The 16,493-nt window shown below is 47.5% G+C and carries 16 protein-coding genes; 5 read left to right on the forward strand and 11 right to left on the reverse strand.

Annotated elements, in window-relative coordinates:
• The gene (locus LACPH_RS13265; protein ID WP_274785327.1) at positions 1 to 1,065 is read left to right on the forward strand and encodes a zinc-dependent alcohol dehydrogenase; all 1,065 of its coding nucleotides are present in this window, start codon (positions 1 to 3) and stop codon (positions 1,063 to 1,065) included.
• Positions 1,066 to 1,277: 212 nt separating this feature from the next.
• On the opposite strand, the gene LACPH_RS13270 is transcribed toward LACPH_RS13265, so the two are convergent.
• The 5 genes from LACPH_RS13270 to LACPH_RS13290 form a co-directional block, all read right to left on the reverse strand.
• The gene (locus tag LACPH_RS13270) at positions 1,278 to 2,006 is read right to left on the reverse strand and encodes an L-ribulose-5-phosphate 4-epimerase (RefSeq protein ID WP_049172851.1); all 729 of its coding nucleotides are present in this window, start codon (positions 2,004 to 2,006) and stop codon (positions 1,278 to 1,280) included.
• A gap of 50 nt (positions 2,007 to 2,056) precedes the next feature.
• Positions 2,057 to 3,127: a galactitol-1-phosphate 5-dehydrogenase gene (locus LACPH_RS13275; protein WP_306387057.1), complete on the reverse strand. Its 1,071-nt coding sequence runs from the start codon at positions 3,125 to 3,127 to the stop codon at positions 2,057 to 2,059.
• 67 nt (positions 3,128 to 3,194) lie between these two features.
• Positions 3,195 to 4,637 carry a PTS galactitol transporter subunit IIC gene (locus LACPH_RS13280; protein WP_274785325.1) on the reverse strand — a complete coding sequence of 481 codons (1,443 nt, stop codon included), beginning with the start codon at positions 4,635 to 4,637 and terminating at the stop codon, positions 3,195 to 3,197.
• A gap of 52 nt (positions 4,638 to 4,689) precedes the next feature.
• Entirely contained in the window at positions 4,690 to 5,001 is a 312-nt protein-coding gene (locus LACPH_RS13285) for a PTS sugar transporter subunit IIB (RefSeq protein WP_274785324.1), read from the reverse strand.
• A gap of 13 nt (positions 5,002 to 5,014) precedes the next feature.
• The gene (locus LACPH_RS13290) at positions 5,015 to 5,512 is read right to left on the reverse strand and encodes a PTS sugar transporter subunit IIA (RefSeq protein ID WP_306387058.1); all 498 of its coding nucleotides are present in this window, start codon (positions 5,510 to 5,512) and stop codon (positions 5,015 to 5,017) included.
• 448 nt (positions 5,513 to 5,960) lie between these two features.
• Between LACPH_RS13290 and LACPH_RS13295 the strand changes: the two genes are divergently transcribed.
• On the forward strand, positions 5,961 to 8,348 hold the full coding sequence (locus tag LACPH_RS13295) for a phosphoketolase family protein (RefSeq protein ID WP_306387056.1): 2,388 nt from the start codon (positions 5,961 to 5,963) through the stop codon (positions 8,346 to 8,348).
• Between the two features lie 120 nt (positions 8,349 to 8,468).
• On the opposite strand, the gene LACPH_RS13300 is transcribed toward LACPH_RS13295, so the two are convergent.
• A complete protein-coding gene (locus LACPH_RS13300; protein WP_049170800.1) occupies positions 8,469 to 9,224 on the reverse strand; it encodes a DeoR/GlpR family DNA-binding transcription regulator in 756 nt (251 codons plus the stop codon).
• 180 nt (positions 9,225 to 9,404) lie between these two features.
• Here LACPH_RS13300 and LACPH_RS13305 point away from each other — a divergent pair, with 180 nt between their 5' ends.
• Both LACPH_RS13305 and LACPH_RS13310 read left to right on the forward strand, forming a co-directional pair.
• On the forward strand, positions 9,405 to 9,728 hold the full coding sequence (locus tag LACPH_RS13305) for a PTS sugar transporter subunit IIB (RefSeq protein WP_047106919.1): 324 nt from the start codon (positions 9,405 to 9,407) through the stop codon (positions 9,726 to 9,728).
• A gap of 165 nt (positions 9,729 to 9,893) precedes the next feature.
• Positions 9,894 to 10,475, forward strand: a complete 582-nt coding sequence (locus tag LACPH_RS13310) for a sugar O-acetyltransferase (protein ID WP_274785230.1) — start codon at positions 9,894 to 9,896, stop codon at positions 10,473 to 10,475.
• A 192-nt stretch (positions 10,476 to 10,667) separates the two neighbouring features.
• On the opposite strand, the gene LACPH_RS13315 is transcribed toward LACPH_RS13310, so the two are convergent.
• Positions 10,668 to 11,249, reverse strand: coding sequence for a flavin reductase (locus tag LACPH_RS13315; RefSeq protein ID WP_274785287.1), 582 nt, complete (start codon positions 11,247 to 11,249; stop codon positions 10,668 to 10,670).
• Between the two features lie 71 nt (positions 11,250 to 11,320).
• On the opposite strand from LACPH_RS13315, the gene LACPH_RS13320 reads away from it, so the two are divergent.
• Positions 11,321 to 12,040 carry a winged helix-turn-helix domain-containing protein gene (locus LACPH_RS13320; protein ID WP_274785231.1) on the forward strand — a complete coding sequence of 240 codons (720 nt, stop codon included), beginning with the start codon at positions 11,321 to 11,323 and terminating at the stop codon, positions 12,038 to 12,040.
• 93 nt (positions 12,041 to 12,133) lie between these two features.
• On the opposite strand, the gene LACPH_RS13325 is transcribed toward LACPH_RS13320, so the two are convergent.
• From LACPH_RS13325 to LACPH_RS13340, 4 genes are read right to left on the reverse strand one after another with little or no spacing between them, the layout of a single operon-like run.
• On the reverse strand, positions 12,134 to 13,051 hold the full coding sequence (locus LACPH_RS13325; protein ID WP_306387059.1) for an ROK family protein: 918 nt from the start codon (positions 13,049 to 13,051) through the stop codon (positions 12,134 to 12,136).
• A 30-nt stretch (positions 13,052 to 13,081) separates the two neighbouring features.
• Positions 13,082 to 14,044 carry a glycosylasparaginase gene (locus LACPH_RS13330; RefSeq protein WP_274785233.1) on the reverse strand — a complete coding sequence of 321 codons (963 nt, stop codon included), beginning with the start codon at positions 14,042 to 14,044 and terminating at the stop codon, positions 13,082 to 13,084.
• A complete protein-coding gene (locus LACPH_RS13335; RefSeq protein WP_274785234.1) occupies positions 14,041 to 15,360 on the reverse strand; it encodes a Sapep family Mn(2+)-dependent dipeptidase in 1,320 nt (439 codons plus the stop codon). The genes LACPH_RS13330 and LACPH_RS13335 overlap by 4 nt, the downstream gene beginning before the upstream one ends.
• 20 nt (positions 15,361 to 15,380) lie before the next feature.
• The gene (locus LACPH_RS13340) at positions 15,381 to 16,100 is read right to left on the reverse strand and encodes a GntR family transcriptional regulator, LSA1692 subfamily (RefSeq protein ID WP_087913065.1); all 720 of its coding nucleotides are present in this window, start codon (positions 16,098 to 16,100) and stop codon (positions 15,381 to 15,383) included.
• Between the last annotated feature and the right edge of the window lie 393 nt (positions 16,101 to 16,493).

Below are 16,493 nucleotides of genomic sequence, written 5' to 3' on the forward strand. Positions count from 1 at the left end.
ATGGCAACTATGAATGCAGCAATTTTCAACGATATTGAACAGTTAGATGTTGAAAGAATCAATAAACCTAATATCAAAGAAGACGAGGTCCTCGTAGAGATTAAGGCGTGTGCCCTTTGTACGTGGGAACAACGAGTTTATACAGGTGTTAACAAAGTTCACTTTCCATTTATTGGCGGTCATGAAGAAGCAGGAATTATCATTGATGTTGGGAAAAAAATTGACACCGATTTATGGCAAATCGGAAACCGGGTTGTTGTTGGCCTGCTGACTTCTTGCGGCTACTGCGATAATTGCCGGACAGGCCACGAAGGAAGTTGCACCCAGTTCTCTTACGAAAATCATGTTGGCGGTTTAAACATTCGCGGTATGGGCGGGCTCGCAGAGTACTTAGCCGTTCCGGTGACTAAACTCTTTAAAATTGGTGATCAATTAACCTACGAAGAAGCGGCACTTACCGAGCCGTTGTCTTGTGTCGTTCATAGCGTAGATACGGCAAAGGTTGAATTGGGTAATGATGTAGTGGTTATTGGTGCAGGCATTATGGGCATATTCCATGCGATGCTTGCACGAGAGCGCGGTGCGCGTGTTATTGTCAGCGAACCTGATGGAAATCGGCAAAAATTTTTGAAACAGCTTGGGTTTCACGAAATAATCAATCCTAAACATCTGGACCCAGTTAACGCAATTAATACATTAACAAACGGAAAAGGTGCAGACGTTGTATTCGACACCCTGCCTATTTCGCCAGTTGCCGAACAGGCTGTATCAATGGCCGCTATTGATGGACGAGTTATTCTATACAGTTCTTTTCATCCAGACACACCAATTTCTATTAGTCCTCACACCCTTCATCGGCGAATGACAAAATTAATGGGCAGCGCAAATTCGGATTCTGGCGATTTTCTTAAAGCTATGAGGTTGCTAAATAACGGAAGTGTTGATGTAAAGCCATTGATCGCGGGTACCGTGCCTTTGTCCGAAATCGATAAAGGTATGCAATGGGCGCTTAAGCCAGAAACTTATCGTGTCATTGTTGAGTTAAACCGACATGATGACAAATAGATACATTTCGAAGAGACAACCAAAAACCATGATAATATAAAACACCCCGCAATCGTAGTCACTGCTCAACTGCGATCGCGGGGTGTTTCTCAGCTTTAATATGCGGTTTTCGCCGATTCAATCGTATACCCGAGATGCTTCGAATCGTTGAATGAGTATCTAACTCCTAAATCCTTTCTTCAAGTTTTTAAAGCGTGCATTGAACGCAGAGCTTAAAGCTTTACGGCATGGCTCTTTGACTTAGCATTATTCTGCCCGTAATATGCATTTTTCCCGTGCTTACGATAATAGTGCTTATCCAGCAGATACTGAGGAACATGAACATCCGCATGTGTTAACGTCAGGGCATGATAATCGATATCGGCAACTACCTCGAGAACTTTTGCGTTGTAAACTGCCTTTTCTGGTGTTGCGCCCCAACTAAACGGACCATGCTGACTAACAATGACTGCAGGAACTGCGTTATGATCAATTCCCCTGTCCTTGAAAGTCTTAACAATTACCTTGCCTGTATTTTCCTCGTAAGCTTCCTCAATTTCTTGTTTAGTTAATGCTTCAGAGACTGGAACATCACCATAGAAAGTGTCGGCAGCCGTCGTATTTAGATTCGGCACATCCATATGAGCTGAGGCAAATGCAACTGCCCAAGGTGAATGGGTATGAACAATGCCGCCAATGTCTGGAAATTCGTTATACAATACCGTGTGGGTTGGCGTATCACTAGAAGGGTTTAAATCACCTTCCACTACTTCCCCTTGAAGGTTAACCACCACCATATCGTCTGGCGTAAGATCTTCGTAGGCAACACCCGATGGTTTAATAACGAATAGGCCTTTTTCTCGGTCAATTCCAGATACATTTCCCCAGGTAAAAGTAACCAAACCTAATTTAGGTAGCTGCATATTGGCATCGTAAACCTGTTTCTTTAAAGATTCTAACATTTTAAAATCTCTTCCTTCCTATAGTGGCGCTTCCAGCATCAGCGATTTTGTTAATCGATATCTTGATTGATCTTTACGACTACCTTGTTAAATTCAATTTCTTTGTTGTACATTTTCTTCAAGGTATCTCCGAGCTGATCTAGACTAATCTCATGTGAAATCATTGATTTAAAGTTCAGCCGGCCTTTGCTCATGGCATCAATGACGATATCCCATGCCCGACCAGGATATGGCATGGTGTATGACATCCATGATCCGTGAATATTCAAGCCGCCGCGCAAAACATATTGTTCAAAGACATCTTTAGGAATCGGCAAATCATCTCCTGAGATACCGATATAGACAACGTTGCCGTCTCGCCGCGTAATTTCCAAGGCTTCAATTTCAGTGAATCGGCTACCTGCACAGTCAACGGCAACGTCTACCCCATGTTTGGTAATCTTTTTAACTTCTGAAATGACGTCCTGCGTCTTTCCGTTGATCGTATAATCCGCACCAAGCTTTTTCGCCAATTCAAGTTTGTCGTCAAATACATCAACAGCAATGACGTTGCTTGCGCCATAAAGTTTTGCATTCTGAATCGCAAACTGGCCGATTGATCCGGCACCAAGAATTGCCACAGTATCTCCAGCTTGAATGTGCCCGCGAGCTAATCCATATCCACTAACCGTAGCCGGTTCAATGCCAGCTGCTGTCTTTAAATCAACTGAGTCAGGCAGATGCAAAACATGACCTTTGGGCACTTTAACGTATTCTGCGAATCCGCCATTGCTACCTGTCCCTATCAAGTTGTAGTGTTCGCTGAACCCATACAATCCCATTTTGGTGTAAATCGAATCCGAATTAGGCAGCAACGGCGCAATGGCAACATGATCGCCTTCCTTAAAACCTTCGATGTTGGCGCCCATTTTTTCCACTGTACCGCTAAATTCATGCCCCATAATCAACGGATACAGTCTAGCTCCATTTTCTTTTTGGCTTCTGGGTAGATCTGAACCGCAAACGCCTGAATAAGCAACTTTAATCAGAAAATCGTCATCAGAAATTTCCGGAACCGGGACATCTTTGTACTCGACGTTACCAGCACTAATCAACACAGCAGCTTTCATTGTATTAACCATGAGAATATTGCCCACCTTTTTTAAATCTTTCGTCCGCGTTAACAACTTGTTCTAATCTTTCCAAACATCAACCATCGGTTGCCGCAGTGGCATTCTTAGCAGCAGCCCGTTCCAAATAAGCACGGAATTTCTCTTTGTTCTTTTGGAACGCTGCCCATAAAACGAAGTAAAGAATGATAGTCAACCCTATCCAAAAAATGTTTTGGCTTAAAAAGGCATAGAAGATTAAGCCAAAGAACGGCTTGCCAAGAATGTTAAAGCTTGTGACCATCAATGCAGCTGTTGGAATAGCAACGCCAATTCCTGAACTTGCAATGTGTGTGAATAAAGGAGCAGTTGCGGTACACATATAAAGCCCTAAGCTGAACCAGATGACGGCATTGATCATTGTTTTGACCATGTTACCGTTCGACAACGCGATCAGACCTTCAATCCAATATGGGATCGCAAGCAAATCAATAACCGGTAAGACTTTATTACCTGGTAACAAGATAGCCAGAACAACCATGATAGGAATCAGTAAAATTCCTGTAATCAGAGTGGCTGTTTCACCAAAACCAACCGCATCATTGACACCCAAGAACCATAGACGAGGCTTTTTACCTTCAGGTTGATTTGCCGCTTTGCCTTTATTGCTTTTACGAATCGAGCGACTGGCAGCTTGGGAAAGAGGTGCAAAAGCTTGAGCAAAAATACCGGCAATTTTAGGGAAGATAGCCATAATTGCACTTGTAGCAATCGCCACTTGCGTAATTTGTCCCCAAGATGCTAATTCGCCGAGATGTTTAAAGTTCCCCAGGATACCTAGCAGAAATCCTAAGAAAAATCCCAACGAAATCGGTTCTCCTAAGAATCCCAACTTTTCTTGAAGGTACTCAGGACTTAATTTGATTTTGTTGATGTGCAATTTGTTCCAGATAGGATCCATTAAAATGCCAAAAATTGCCGGTTCCAAATTATGCAAGGCAATGATGGTCGTTCTAGGATAGCCATAGTACGTTGACCATCGTTGAGCGATGGAGTCTGAAAGAAGAAGACTGTACATATTTAAGAGGCACATCAAGAGTAGCGAAAGCCACATGTTTTTTGTGACGTAATAACACATCGAACCCCAAACCATGTAGGAGTAGTTATTCCATAAATCCGAAGGCTGAAAGACATCTGTCCAACGAACTAAGAACAAAACTGTTTGCAGAATAAATGCAACAACCAGAAAAATCATACCTGCCTGAGTGGAGTAAGCTACAAGTGAGGCCCCTTGCCAACCAATATCGAAAACAGGCAGGTTAACGCCTGTGTCACTAACCATCTTTTTAATGACTTTACTAATGATCGGTGTATATGAATTCAATAATAGAGTGAATCCAGTCAACCCAACACCGGCATATAAAGCCGAGAGAAAAGCTTTTTGGGTCTTAACTTTTAGTATTAAGGCGATGAAGAATAAGATAATCGGAACAAAGACGTTTGCTCCAAAAGTGTCAAAGACGAGCTTTACTGTCGTTAGCATTTCGGCATCTCCTCGTATATTGATGATTTTGTATAAGAACTAACAAAGAGCTCTAAGCTTTCCCACTAATTCCAGCAACGGTCTTTTTAAGTTCTTCCCAAAATTCGTCCTCACCAATGCCAGTCAACAAGCCTGTCCCATTTATAACTGGGACCCCATAGTCGGCTTTAGGAAGTGGACTTGTATACACCACTAAATCAAATTTGCCACTATCAATTAACTGTTTTGCTTCTGTTGGCCGAGCTTCTGTTGCCTTGACTGTGTAACCGTCATCGCTTAGTTCATCTTGGATTTCACCAGCGACCATAGATGACGTTACAGTTCCCGAACCGCAAACTGCCAATAAATTAATACGTTTGCTCATAAATTCCATCCTCCTAAGATTTGCTGCTTTGCTCCTTAACGGTATTTGACTTCAATAACTTATAAATCCCTGATGCTGTATCTTCTGACATAATTTTTTCCATCAAATCTTGATCTTGGAAAAGGCGCATCAATTCGCGCAAGATTGTGACTTGTCCTTTAGGGTCGCTAACGGCGATCATAAACATCATGCTGACCGGTAATTCTTGTTCCGGATCAATCATGCTGTGAACTTTAACTGGTTCTCTTAAAGTGGCAACCGCTACAGCTGTTTTCTTGACATATTCAGCTTCCGTGTGCGGAATACCAATATTCATGTTTGCCAATACCAATCCTGTCGGAAAATTCTTTTCCCGAGCAAGCACTTGATCGGGATACTCAGAAGTGACATAACCTTCCTTTAAGAGATTTTGTGACATTTTACGAACCGCATCTTCATAACTTTTGGCGTCTAGCTTTGGGTAGATAAACGCCTCTTCAAATTTTAAGGCCATCTGGCTTTCTCCTTTCACACACCCTGAAAATCGCTTATAGCTTTGTTTGTTACCTGAAATCTGTCCCCGTCAGAAACAAGAAGGAAACGCTTTCAACGTCATCAATGTATCACCTTTGCTTTTTGTTTGCAACAACATTGCATTAATTTTTTAAGCAAAGAATTTTAAGGCATATAGTGTTTATTGAGATTGCAAATTTCTTAACAAGGTTCATAAAAACTAATGCATCGTTAACTCCCCTTTATTTATAGGCATTCCTTCTTAAGCATAAATGCACTTCAAGTTCTTAATCCTAAACTTCGCTCATTATTTATCTTGGCAAAAAGTCTGCTTCGATTTTTTTACGGATTTTTTGTGCTTATCTTGCCCTTTTAGCAAATTAACAATTGCAATCGGTTACATTTAGATATACTATACGGTTTGTAGACAACAATATGCGAACATTTTGCAAAGGAGATTGCCAATTATGGACCAAACAATTGAAAAAACCACCGACTATTCGTCGAAAGAATATTTGGCTGAAGTCGATAAGTATTGGCGGGCGGCTAACTACCTGTCGGTCGGTCAGCTTTACTTGAAAGACAACCCGCTGTTGAAGCGGCCATTGAAGGCATCAGATGTTAAAGTGCATCCGATTGGTCACTGGGGAACGATTTCGGGTCAGAACTTTATTTACGCCCATTTGAATCGGGTCATTAACAAGTACAACTTGAACATGTTTTACATTGAAGGTCCGGGTCATGGCGGCCAGGTGATGGTCTCTAACTCCTATTTGGATGGCAGTTATTCGGAACTGTATCCAAAGATTGAACAGAACGCGCAGGGCTTACAACGGCTGTTCAAACAGTTCTCGTTCCCTGGTGGGGTGGCGTCACATGCCGATCCGAAGACACCGGGTTCCATTCACGAAGGCGGCGAGCTGGGTTACTCTATCCTTCATGGTGCCGGCGCGGTGCTGGACAATCCAGGCTTGATTGCGGCGGTTGGCGTAGGTGATGGCGAGTCGGAAACTGGTCCGTTGGCAACTTCCTGGCAAGTTAATAAGTTTCTCAATCCAGTGACCGATGGGACAGTTTTGCCGATCTTGAACCTGAACGGCTTCAAGATTGCCAACCCAACCGTTTTGTCACGGGAATCCCATGAAGAGCTGGAAGATTACTTCAAAGGCTTGGGTTGGGATCCGCATTTTGTCGAAGGCAAGGATCCAGCTAAGATGCATGTGCTCATGGCAGCCGAAATGGACAAGATCATCGAAGAGATCCAGGCGATTCGGAAGAACGCTAAGGATAACGATGATGAAAGCCGTCCGGCATGGCCGATGCTGGTCTTCCGCGCTCCTAAAGGCTGGACCGGTCCGAAAGAATGGGACGGCGAACCGATCGAAGGTTCCTTCCGTGCCCATCAGATTCCAATTCCGGTGGACCAAGGCGATATGCAACATGCCGATCAACTCGTTGATTGGTTGAAGTCCTACCATCCGGAAGAATTGTTTAATGACGATGGCACCCTGAAAGCTGACATTAAGGCGATCATTCCTAAGGGTGACAAGCGCATGGCCATGAATCCGGTGACGAACGGTGGTCAATTGGCCAAGCATCTGGAGAAGCCAAATCCATCTGATTACGCTTTGGACAACAAGGATCATGGCGCTATTGAAGGGCAGGACATGATGGTGCTCGGCGCTTACATTCGTGACCTGATCAAACTCAATGATAAGAACAAGAACTTCCGCGGTTTTGGACCAGATGAAACCCTGTCTAATCGATTAAATAAGGTCTTTGAAGCAACGAAGCGGCAGTGGATGGAACCAACTGACCCGCCATATGATGCCCTGTTAGCGTCACATGGCCGGATCATTGATTCGATGCTTTCCGAGCACATGGATGAAGGCATGTTAGAGGCTTACACCCTAACCGGCCGTTATGGCTTCTTTGCCAGCTACGAATCCTTCCTGCGCGTGGTTGATTCCATGCTCACCCAGCACTTCAAGTGGTTACGCAATGCCCATGAAGAAGCCGACTGGCGTGCTGATGTACCATCTTTGAACGTCATCGCTTCTTCCACCGCGTTCCAGCAGGATCACAACGGTTATTCCCATCAGGATCCTGGCGTCATCAGCCACTTGGCAGAAAAGAAGACCAAGTACATCCGCGCTTATCTGCCAGCCGATGCCAACACGTTGGTGCGGGTCTTCGACAAGGCCGTTGATTCCAAACAACTGATTAACCTGATCGTTTCCAGCAAGCATCCGCGTCCGCAGTGGTTTACGGACACCGAAGCCAAGGATCTGGTTGAAAAAGGCCTCGGCATCATCGATTGGGCCAGCACCGACCAAGGCGCTGAGCCGGATCTGGTTATTGCGGCTGCCGGTTCGGAACCAACGCTGGAAAGCTTGGCCGCCATCTCCATCCTGCACAAGGCCTTGCCAGACCTCAAGATTCGCTTCATCAATGTCATCGATCTGCTTAAGCTGAAGAAAGACGATCCACGTGGCTTGTCCGACGACGAATTCGATATGTACTTCACCAAAGACAAACCAGTCATCTTCGCCTATCACGGCTATGACGACCTGATCAAGGACATCTTCTTCGATCGTCATAACCATAACTTGCATGTTCACGGTTATCGTGAAGAAGGCGACATCACCACCCCATTTGATATGCGGGTACGTAACGACCTTGATCGCTTCCACTTGGTTAAGGAAGCCGTCCTAGATGTGCCAGATTTCAACGAAAAAGGCGCTCATCTGATGCAGGAAATGGATGATCTCCTGCAGAAGCACCACGACTTCATTCGTGAAGCCGGGACCGATCTGCCGGAAGTCGAAGAATGGAAATGGGAACCGTTGAAGTAAGTTTCATCCTCCTTGGGAAATAGTTTAAAAAGCTCCTCTGCAAGCATCTTCCAATGTTCAAAATCGGAATGCTGCTACAGAGGAGCTTTTTAGTCGAAGCAAATTTTCAAAGCTCAATGTTCAAACTACAAGGTTTTTCACGCCTATATGCTGAACTAGATCCTTATTGATACCAGAGTCGGAGATGATGAAATCAACGTCATCTAACTTAAACATGCTGACTAATGAGCTAGCGCCAAATTTACTATGATCCGCCAAAACAATGCTTGTTCGGCAATGCTGTTTCATTGCTTTGGCCGTTTGGGATTCTTCCAAGTAGCGGTTCGTAATACCTGAGACCTCATCGATCCCTCCACAGCCAAAGAAGCCAACGTCAGCATAAATCGACTCAATTGCTTGCAAGGCAATTGGCCCTGATACCGATCCTTCATCTCCACGGACGACACCGCCAAGCAAAACAATTTGGATACCTTTCATAACAAGCAAGGTCTGCGCTACAAAGGTGGAACTAGTAATGATTGATAAATCATGGCGAGGTTCCTGCTTAAGGGCTTCAGCTAATTCATATGAACTGGTTCCGGAGTCCAAGAAAATCGTGGCGCCATCTTTTATATACGACAGAGCTCGTTGTGCCATTTCACGTTTTGCATCTTGATTGACCGCTTTCCGCTGATCAAATCGTGATGTCGGATCATCATCGACTGCCTCTGCTCCGCCTCTGATCGCGCTAACGAGCCCCTTCTCCGCCAAGTTATAAATATCTTTGCGAATGGTTTCCCGTGAGACCGCCATCTTCTTGCTCAACGCTGAAATTCTCACATTTTTATTTTGATTAACGGCGTCTAGGATATAACGCCTACGTTCATCGATTTTCATACGATTACCTCCGAAGTCCCTCTTTAAAATAATTAACGACCAGTTTGCAAACCAATTATATCTTTTTTGCAAACAATTTGCCAATGATAGAAAAGCTAAATCCTTGCAATTTCAAAAAATGAATGCCATAATTGTTTCGATGTAAGGGCTTTCTACACTATGATAAAAGGGGTAAGCACTATGAGCAAGCGAATTAATCTGTTATCTGTCTGCGGTTCTGGTACGGTGACATCATCGATGATAGCCGGTGAGATCACGGATAACTTAAAAAGTGATGGCTATCATGTCAACGCCACCGAAGCAAGACCGACAGAGGCAAAGCAATTAGTCGATAGTGGTCATTATGACTTGATCGTTTTTACTAGCCCATTGCCAAAAGCGGACTATGGGATTCCTGTGATTAACGGAACTGGATTACTAACTGGTATTGGCGAAGATGAATTCTGGGACGAACTCAAATCAACACTTGCCAAACTTGAAACGGATAAAACAAACAAAGTCTGATTTCTTTTAAATTCAAAAAAGTACTGTCCTCACCGTAATAAATGAGGTCAGTACTTTTTCATTGGCCAAACTTCTAAATCAAACCTTCTGTCCCAACCACCCAACCTCCTGCCCTTGCCCCCGCCCAAAGGAAACCGCTTTAATTTAACCAAGGAAGTGATTTCATTGACGACGGAAAAGCAGAAGTTCCTTGCTGGGCAGCCTTATCGGATTTTTGATGAGGAGTTGGCGGCGGATGAGGAGCGGGCGCGGGCGTTGTGTCGGGAGATTAATCGTTGTACGACGGATGATGCGCATAAGATTGGCTTGATTCGGCAGTTGTTTGGCAGTGTTGGTAAGAATGTTTATGTTCAGCCTGATTTTCATTGCGATTTTGGGTACAACATTCATGTAGGTGATAACTTTATTTGCAATTACAACAATGTGATGCTGGATATTGCGCCGATTACGATTGGCGATGATTGTATGTTTGGGCCGTTGGTGCAGCTTTATTCGGCGTCGCATCCCCTTGATCCGGAGAGGCGGCGGGAACGCATCGGTGAAGGTGCCCCGATTACGATTGGTAACAATGTCTGGATTGGCGGTGGCGCTGTGGTGTTGCCTGGTGTTTCGATTGGCGATAATACGGTGATTGGTGCTAATGCCACGGTCACGCACAGTTTTGGTGCGAATTTGGTGGTGGCCGGTAATCCTGCACGGGTCATTAAGCGGATTCCGCGGAAGGATGGCTCATCATCCGCCTCGTGATTCATTCATTGTTTGACAGCGGGTTAACTATTGGGTGCTAGCAACTTTGCTGGCACTTTTTTTGACCGCCTTTTCCCAACTGCCTTCATACATGAGCTTCCGTGTCGTGGGCATTAGCCATTCCGATTCTTCTTGAATAGTACATGCAGAGGCTTACCTGCATGACCATGATCTAAGCCAACTTTTTAACGTCTATTCCTCGTGGTGCTTGCTTAATCGGGTCCGCTGACGGAAGAATTGTCCGGTTGTGTTGACTTGCTGATTGACTTCACGATAAACCCGCTGATGTTGATCGCCTGCATAAAGCGCTGGTGTGATGGTGGCAACATTGAGGCGCCCATTTTGAAGCGCGTCTTCTTGTACCAATCGGCGGGTAATGTGGCCGATGAAGTTGATGTAGCCGTGATAAGGAACGCTTTTTTCGATATCAATGAAGAGTGTGCTTAAGGCATCCGTTAGAATCGGCAGATCAGTTTGGGGGTCAATCTGGTGTGGTAGCTGCCCACTGTTTAACTTTTCGCGGCGATGTAGGTAGCCGGCATATTCGATTTGATCTAAGTGAGCGCTTGTCATGTAATTGATCGTGCAGTGGCGGGTTCTTTGCAGCTGCTTGGCAACATTTTCGTCGTTGGCCACGCTGAAGGTGAACATGTCGCCTAAGGAATACGATGAACTGCAGGTGGTTACATTGTAGCGGCAACGGTCATCTTGATAACCAATGATGAAGATTGGATAAGCGTAGTAGAGTTTCTTAGTCGTGTAGGGTACCAGCATTGCCAACATTCCTTCCTTGACCAGTTAGTGGTATAACCATAACAAAAGTAATAATCGAGGTGGATCGAAATATGGCATGTTCTGAAGATCGAATTGTCGCGGCTCCAAACGTGACGGATTTGGCGGCGATGCTTGCTGATAATACCCGTTCGGCTATCATTGATGTCTTAATGGACGGCAAAGCCTATACCTTATCTGAGATCACTCAGCGGCTGCCGGTGACGCCGCAAACCGTGAGCTATCATTTACATAGAATGTGGGCGCTTGGCGTTGTCAATCAGATTAAAAGTGGTCGGCATCATTACTATCGCTTGGCTTCCAATGAGTTAGCGGCCACTTTTGAATCCTTAAGCTCAGTGGCTCCCAAACAAATCGAACATCGCTTGAGCCAGCGGCAAAGTGCAACCGCAATGACTTATTGTCGTTCCTGTTATGACCATTTAGCCGGCAAAGTCGCGGTCAGCTTACTGCATGCGTTGGAAGAGCGGCATTTTGTGATGGCGCATTCGGACCATCGTCTTGAAGTATTGTCGGCGGGTAAGGGTTTTCTGAAAGCGGAACTGGCCATTGATCCCGATCCTATCGATCGTGCCAGACGCCAAAATACCGTTGCCTGCCTTGACTGGAGCGAGCGCGATTTTCATCTGGGCGGTGCATGGGGACATGCACTTTTCAAAGGGCTATTAGCCAACGACTATGTGCAACAAACGCCAAATTCGCGCATTGTCACCGTAACAGCAGACGGCCGCCAGTGGTTTGCCAGTAAGCTGGCACTTCAGCTGCATGGGTGATTCCTTGAAGGACAAAAACCAAAACAGCAGCGCAACTTCTTGTCATTTGGAAGTTGCGCTGCTGTTGGTTTTTTATTTGATTCTTTGGCGATGCTAAGACTTAGAGTGGATGCCCGTGCGTTGCAACAGTGGCACCACCGCACCAATCAAGTTGGCCTCGTTGCGGTATTTAGCTGCTTCAATCACCGGCATCTGGATGGTGCGGGCAGCAAGCGGCGTTACGTTGCGATATGCCGCTACACCTGACTGAATGGCGGCGATAACGCGTGGTTGGGCGCTGATACCGCCGCCGATGACGACTTTTTCCAGATCCAATACGGTTTGCATGTTGTAGATCATGGCTGCCACGCCGCGGGTGAAGATTTCGAGGATGGCTGCGGCAGGCGTGTTGGGTTTGAGCGCTTGGAAGACGCGCTGACCCAGTGGTGTTCGGTGGATGTTGAGGGCAGCGGCCATGGCGTTGACAGTTTTGACGGCAGAGAGTCCGGCTGCAGTCTGGTCGCGCGTGATCGGGCGCAAGCCGTTGGTGACCATGAAGCTTGGTTCGCCGCCGACTTGATGACTTCCGGTGTAGAGTTGGCCATTGATGAATAGTGATGCGCCAACGCCGGTGCCTAAGACGACCATGGCGCTGTTGGTAGTGCCGGCAAGTTGCCCGCGCCAGAATTCGGCTAGTGCCGCTGCGTTGCCGTCATTTTCGGGGACGACGGGCACCGTTATTTTGGCAGCATCAGCGAGGCGTGTGGTTAGTGCGACATTCTCCAAAAAAGGTAAGGCAGCGCAGGCTTTGACGATGCCTCGTCGCGGATCGACAACGCCGGGTAACGCTAGGCCGATGCCGGCAATCTGGGTTTGATAGCGTTGAGTAAGCTGGATCATGGCAACCATGAAATCAGCTAAGTTGCTATGGACGGTTGCTTGTTTGCCTTGTTTGGACAAATCGCCTTGGTCAGAGACTAACGCATATTTGGTCGTGGTTCCGCCAACGTCAATGGCTAAGTACTGCTTCATGTGGCTGTTTCCTCTTTTTCCAAGATAATCTCATTCAATCGGTGCCTTGATGCGCTTTTCATAAGCATCGAGCCACGCCTGGGTGATCGGTTCGATGTTCGTCGTTTGGTTCGGGCCCGGATGCGCGATCAGAATAGCCGGTTCTTGGCTGGCGGTGCCCACACTGAAGGTGAATTCCACGTTAGTCGCCACGCCCCAATTGCCTTGACGATCCAATGCAATCAAGGAGAATTCGCCGGCTTTGCCGTAGCGGCGCTTCAGCTTTTCGATGAACGGGTAGACGGCTTCATCGCAGGCTTGTTGCGGGGTTCGGCCTTCGCCCATGCGGCGAACGATATCATAGGAGAGACACCCTTTCATGATGTCTTCGCCTAGGCCGGTTGCTGCAGCGCCGCCAACGTCACTGTCCACGTAGAAGCCGGAGCCGGAGAGCGGTGAATCGCCTACGCGACCGGGACGCTTCATGAACAGCCCGGATGTTGAGGTGGCCGCGGCCATCGATCCGCTCGGTGCCAGCGTGATCGCGCCGACCGTGTCATGGCCGTCATAGGGTTTGACCTTGGTGTCGGCGATTTCCTGACGCCGCTTTTCCCAGCGTTGCTTGGCGCGATCAGTCAACATATTGCGCATTTCAAAGCCGTTTAGCTGCGCGTATTGTGTGGCGCCTTCGCCGACCAGAAAACTGTTGTAGTGCTCATGGCTGAGTGCCCGCGCCACCGATACAGCGTGGAAAACATTGTGAATACCGGCAACGGCACCTTGAGCCAGGGTATCGCCATCCATAAATGCGGCGTCCATTTCCACGACCCCATTTTCATTAGGCAAACCGCCGTAGCCAACCGATTTGTAATAGGGGTAGGCTTCAACAGTTTTGATCAGCGCCTCGACGGCATCCCCGGCGCTGCCATTGGCTTGCAGCATCTGGCTGGCCTGCTTAACGCCATCATGCGCCATCCGCCAAGTGGCAATTGCGCCCCACGTAGTTTTATTCAATCGGTCATTCCTCCTAGTTTCATCATCGCAGTCATATCAATCAGCATATTCAGTTTAAGATCCTGTTCGTCCATCCATTCATCTGCATTATGGGCAATGCCTTTTTGCCCGGGAAAAGACGGGCCAAATGCCACGATATTCGGCATGGTTCGGGCGTAGGTCGCGCCGGTGGTGGTGACGAGTTGCCCCGGTCGGCCGGTGATTTGTTCATAGGCTTGGCTTAAGTCCTGCAGGCGCGGATCATGGCGATCGTGCAAAACGCCAGGCAGGCTGCGAATGACTTCAATGGCTGTTCGCGGTAAAACCGATGTGGCCAGTGCCTGCGTAACATCTGCCTCGTGGTAAGTGACCGGATAACGCATCGCTAGGCGCAAAGTCAGCGTTTGGCCCGCCTTTTGCCATTGGTACGGGGTAACGATGAGATTGCCACTGGCCGCATCGGCAAACGCCATGCCTAATCCCGCGCCATTGTGCTGGTCGGCTAGTTTGGTGACTAGCCACCGGCAATAGTCGGCGAATTGCCCGTGGACTGCAGGTTGGTTGAGCAATGTGTCGGCTAGGCGAGTGATCGCATTATCGCCGAGTTCGGGCGCATTGCTGGGTGCCCGCTTGCCGGTGGCTCGAATCAGCTGGTCATTAACCGGCACTTCCAACTGATCGGGAACGTGGTCGCTGGCCTGATCGCCGCGGATTTCGCCGATGTTGGCGAGGGACCCATCCGTGATCGGCGTGGTTAATTGATAATTCACGATGCCACGTTCGCCATATACGACTGAAAATTTGCAATCCGGCGTGAAGCCAAAGTCAGGCGGTGCTTGACTGGCAAGGTAGCGCGGCACATCAGCCGAACCGCTTTCTTCGTCTGAACCTAAGATGAGACGAATCGTTCTTTTCGGTCGATAACCAGCCTCTTTCAACAGCTTCATCCCAAACAAGCATGCCATGCTCGGCCCCTTATTGTCGAGAATGCCGCGTCCATACAAGCGGCCGTTTTGCTCGGTGAGGTCGTACGGTGGAAAATGCCACGCAACTTCACCGGCCGGGACGACATCTAAGTGGCCGACAATCCCGATGTAGTGATGATCGTCGTCACCCCACTGGATGGCCGTCATGGCGCCATTGATCACTTTGGTTTGAAAGCCATACGCTGTGCCAAGTTCGGCCGCTGCGTCCAGGGCTGCGCGCGGGCCGGAACCGAATGGCGCGTCGGGACGACTTGGGCCGCGCACGCTTTTGATTTGCATGATTGAGCGCAGTGCATCCATGAATTCCGTTCGATGTGCATCGTATAAGGCGGCCAACGTTTCTTTTTTCACCGGGTTCTGCTCCTTTGGCTTCAGACGTGATCGCGGGTTAGCGTTGACTTAAAGGAATACTTGTCGGCGCGGTAATAGGAAATATCGTACAGAATCGGTTTGGCATCTGCCGTGTAAGTCACAGAATGGACCAGTAGAATCGGATCGCCTTTTTTCCCATCCAGCAACGCAGCCAAATCCGGATCCATTAGCACCGCTTCGACTTCCTGATGTGAGTAGGCAATCGCCACCCGCTTTTCGAGTAGCGCAAAAAGCGAGCCTTCAAAGTCCTGCGCCTGCAGGCCTTCGATGTATTCGTGGCAGATGGCGATATGCTCGACCGTCATCGGCTCTTCGTCCCAGAACCGGCGCCGTACCAATAAGTCGACGGTTTTATGAACTTGTTGGTCACAGCCCAACACGCGGCCGATTTCTTCCGGGATCGGCTCCAGCGGCCCAAAGCTGATGACTTCGGTGCGGCTTTTTTTGCCGTATGCTTTGGCGGCTTCGGTGAACCCTTGCAGCCCCATCCGCCCACTTTCGACTTTATCCGAATACGACATGACATACGTGCCCTTGCCTGGCGATTTGACCAACAGTTGCTTGCGAATCAACAAGTCGATGGCTTTGCGAACCGTCAACCGACTGACCGCGAACTCTTTGGCTAAATCATATTCGGATGGCAGGCGCTGACTTGTGGTGTAAATGCCATCACGGACACGGCGACTCAATTCATCTGCGACTTCTTCAAATTTTGCCATTTTGTAGCCTCCGGTTTCTTGGTGGGCGGACTGTCGCTAGGATTCATGGTGTTCAAGTTCATGCGGCCCGCTGCGCATCTATACTTTTTAGTATATACTATTTGATCTACTTTTAAACTGCAACCGTTTGCGCGAATTTAAAAATGGCACCTACGAGCGGCTCTTGTGTTTAAGGTTTCTGCCGGCACAAAAGAACATCCTGAACCGGCAGCGTGAACCTGGTACCACCAGAAAACGGCTTCAGAACGCTAATGTATGCCCTTTCATTTTTGCTTGTCTTTCAACAAGTGACCGGTTATAATCAGTATGTACTAACTAGTATATACTAAAATATTCATATTTTCACAGGCGCCTCGGTTTATTAGTCGCCGCAAACCGTGTCATACCGCACAT

Origin of the sequence: Lacticaseibacillus parahuelsenbergensis (assembly GCF_030770265.1) — a bacterium.
In the GTDB taxonomy this organism is placed as follows: Bacteria; Bacillota; Bacilli; order Lactobacillales; family Lactobacillaceae; genus Lacticaseibacillus; species Lacticaseibacillus casei.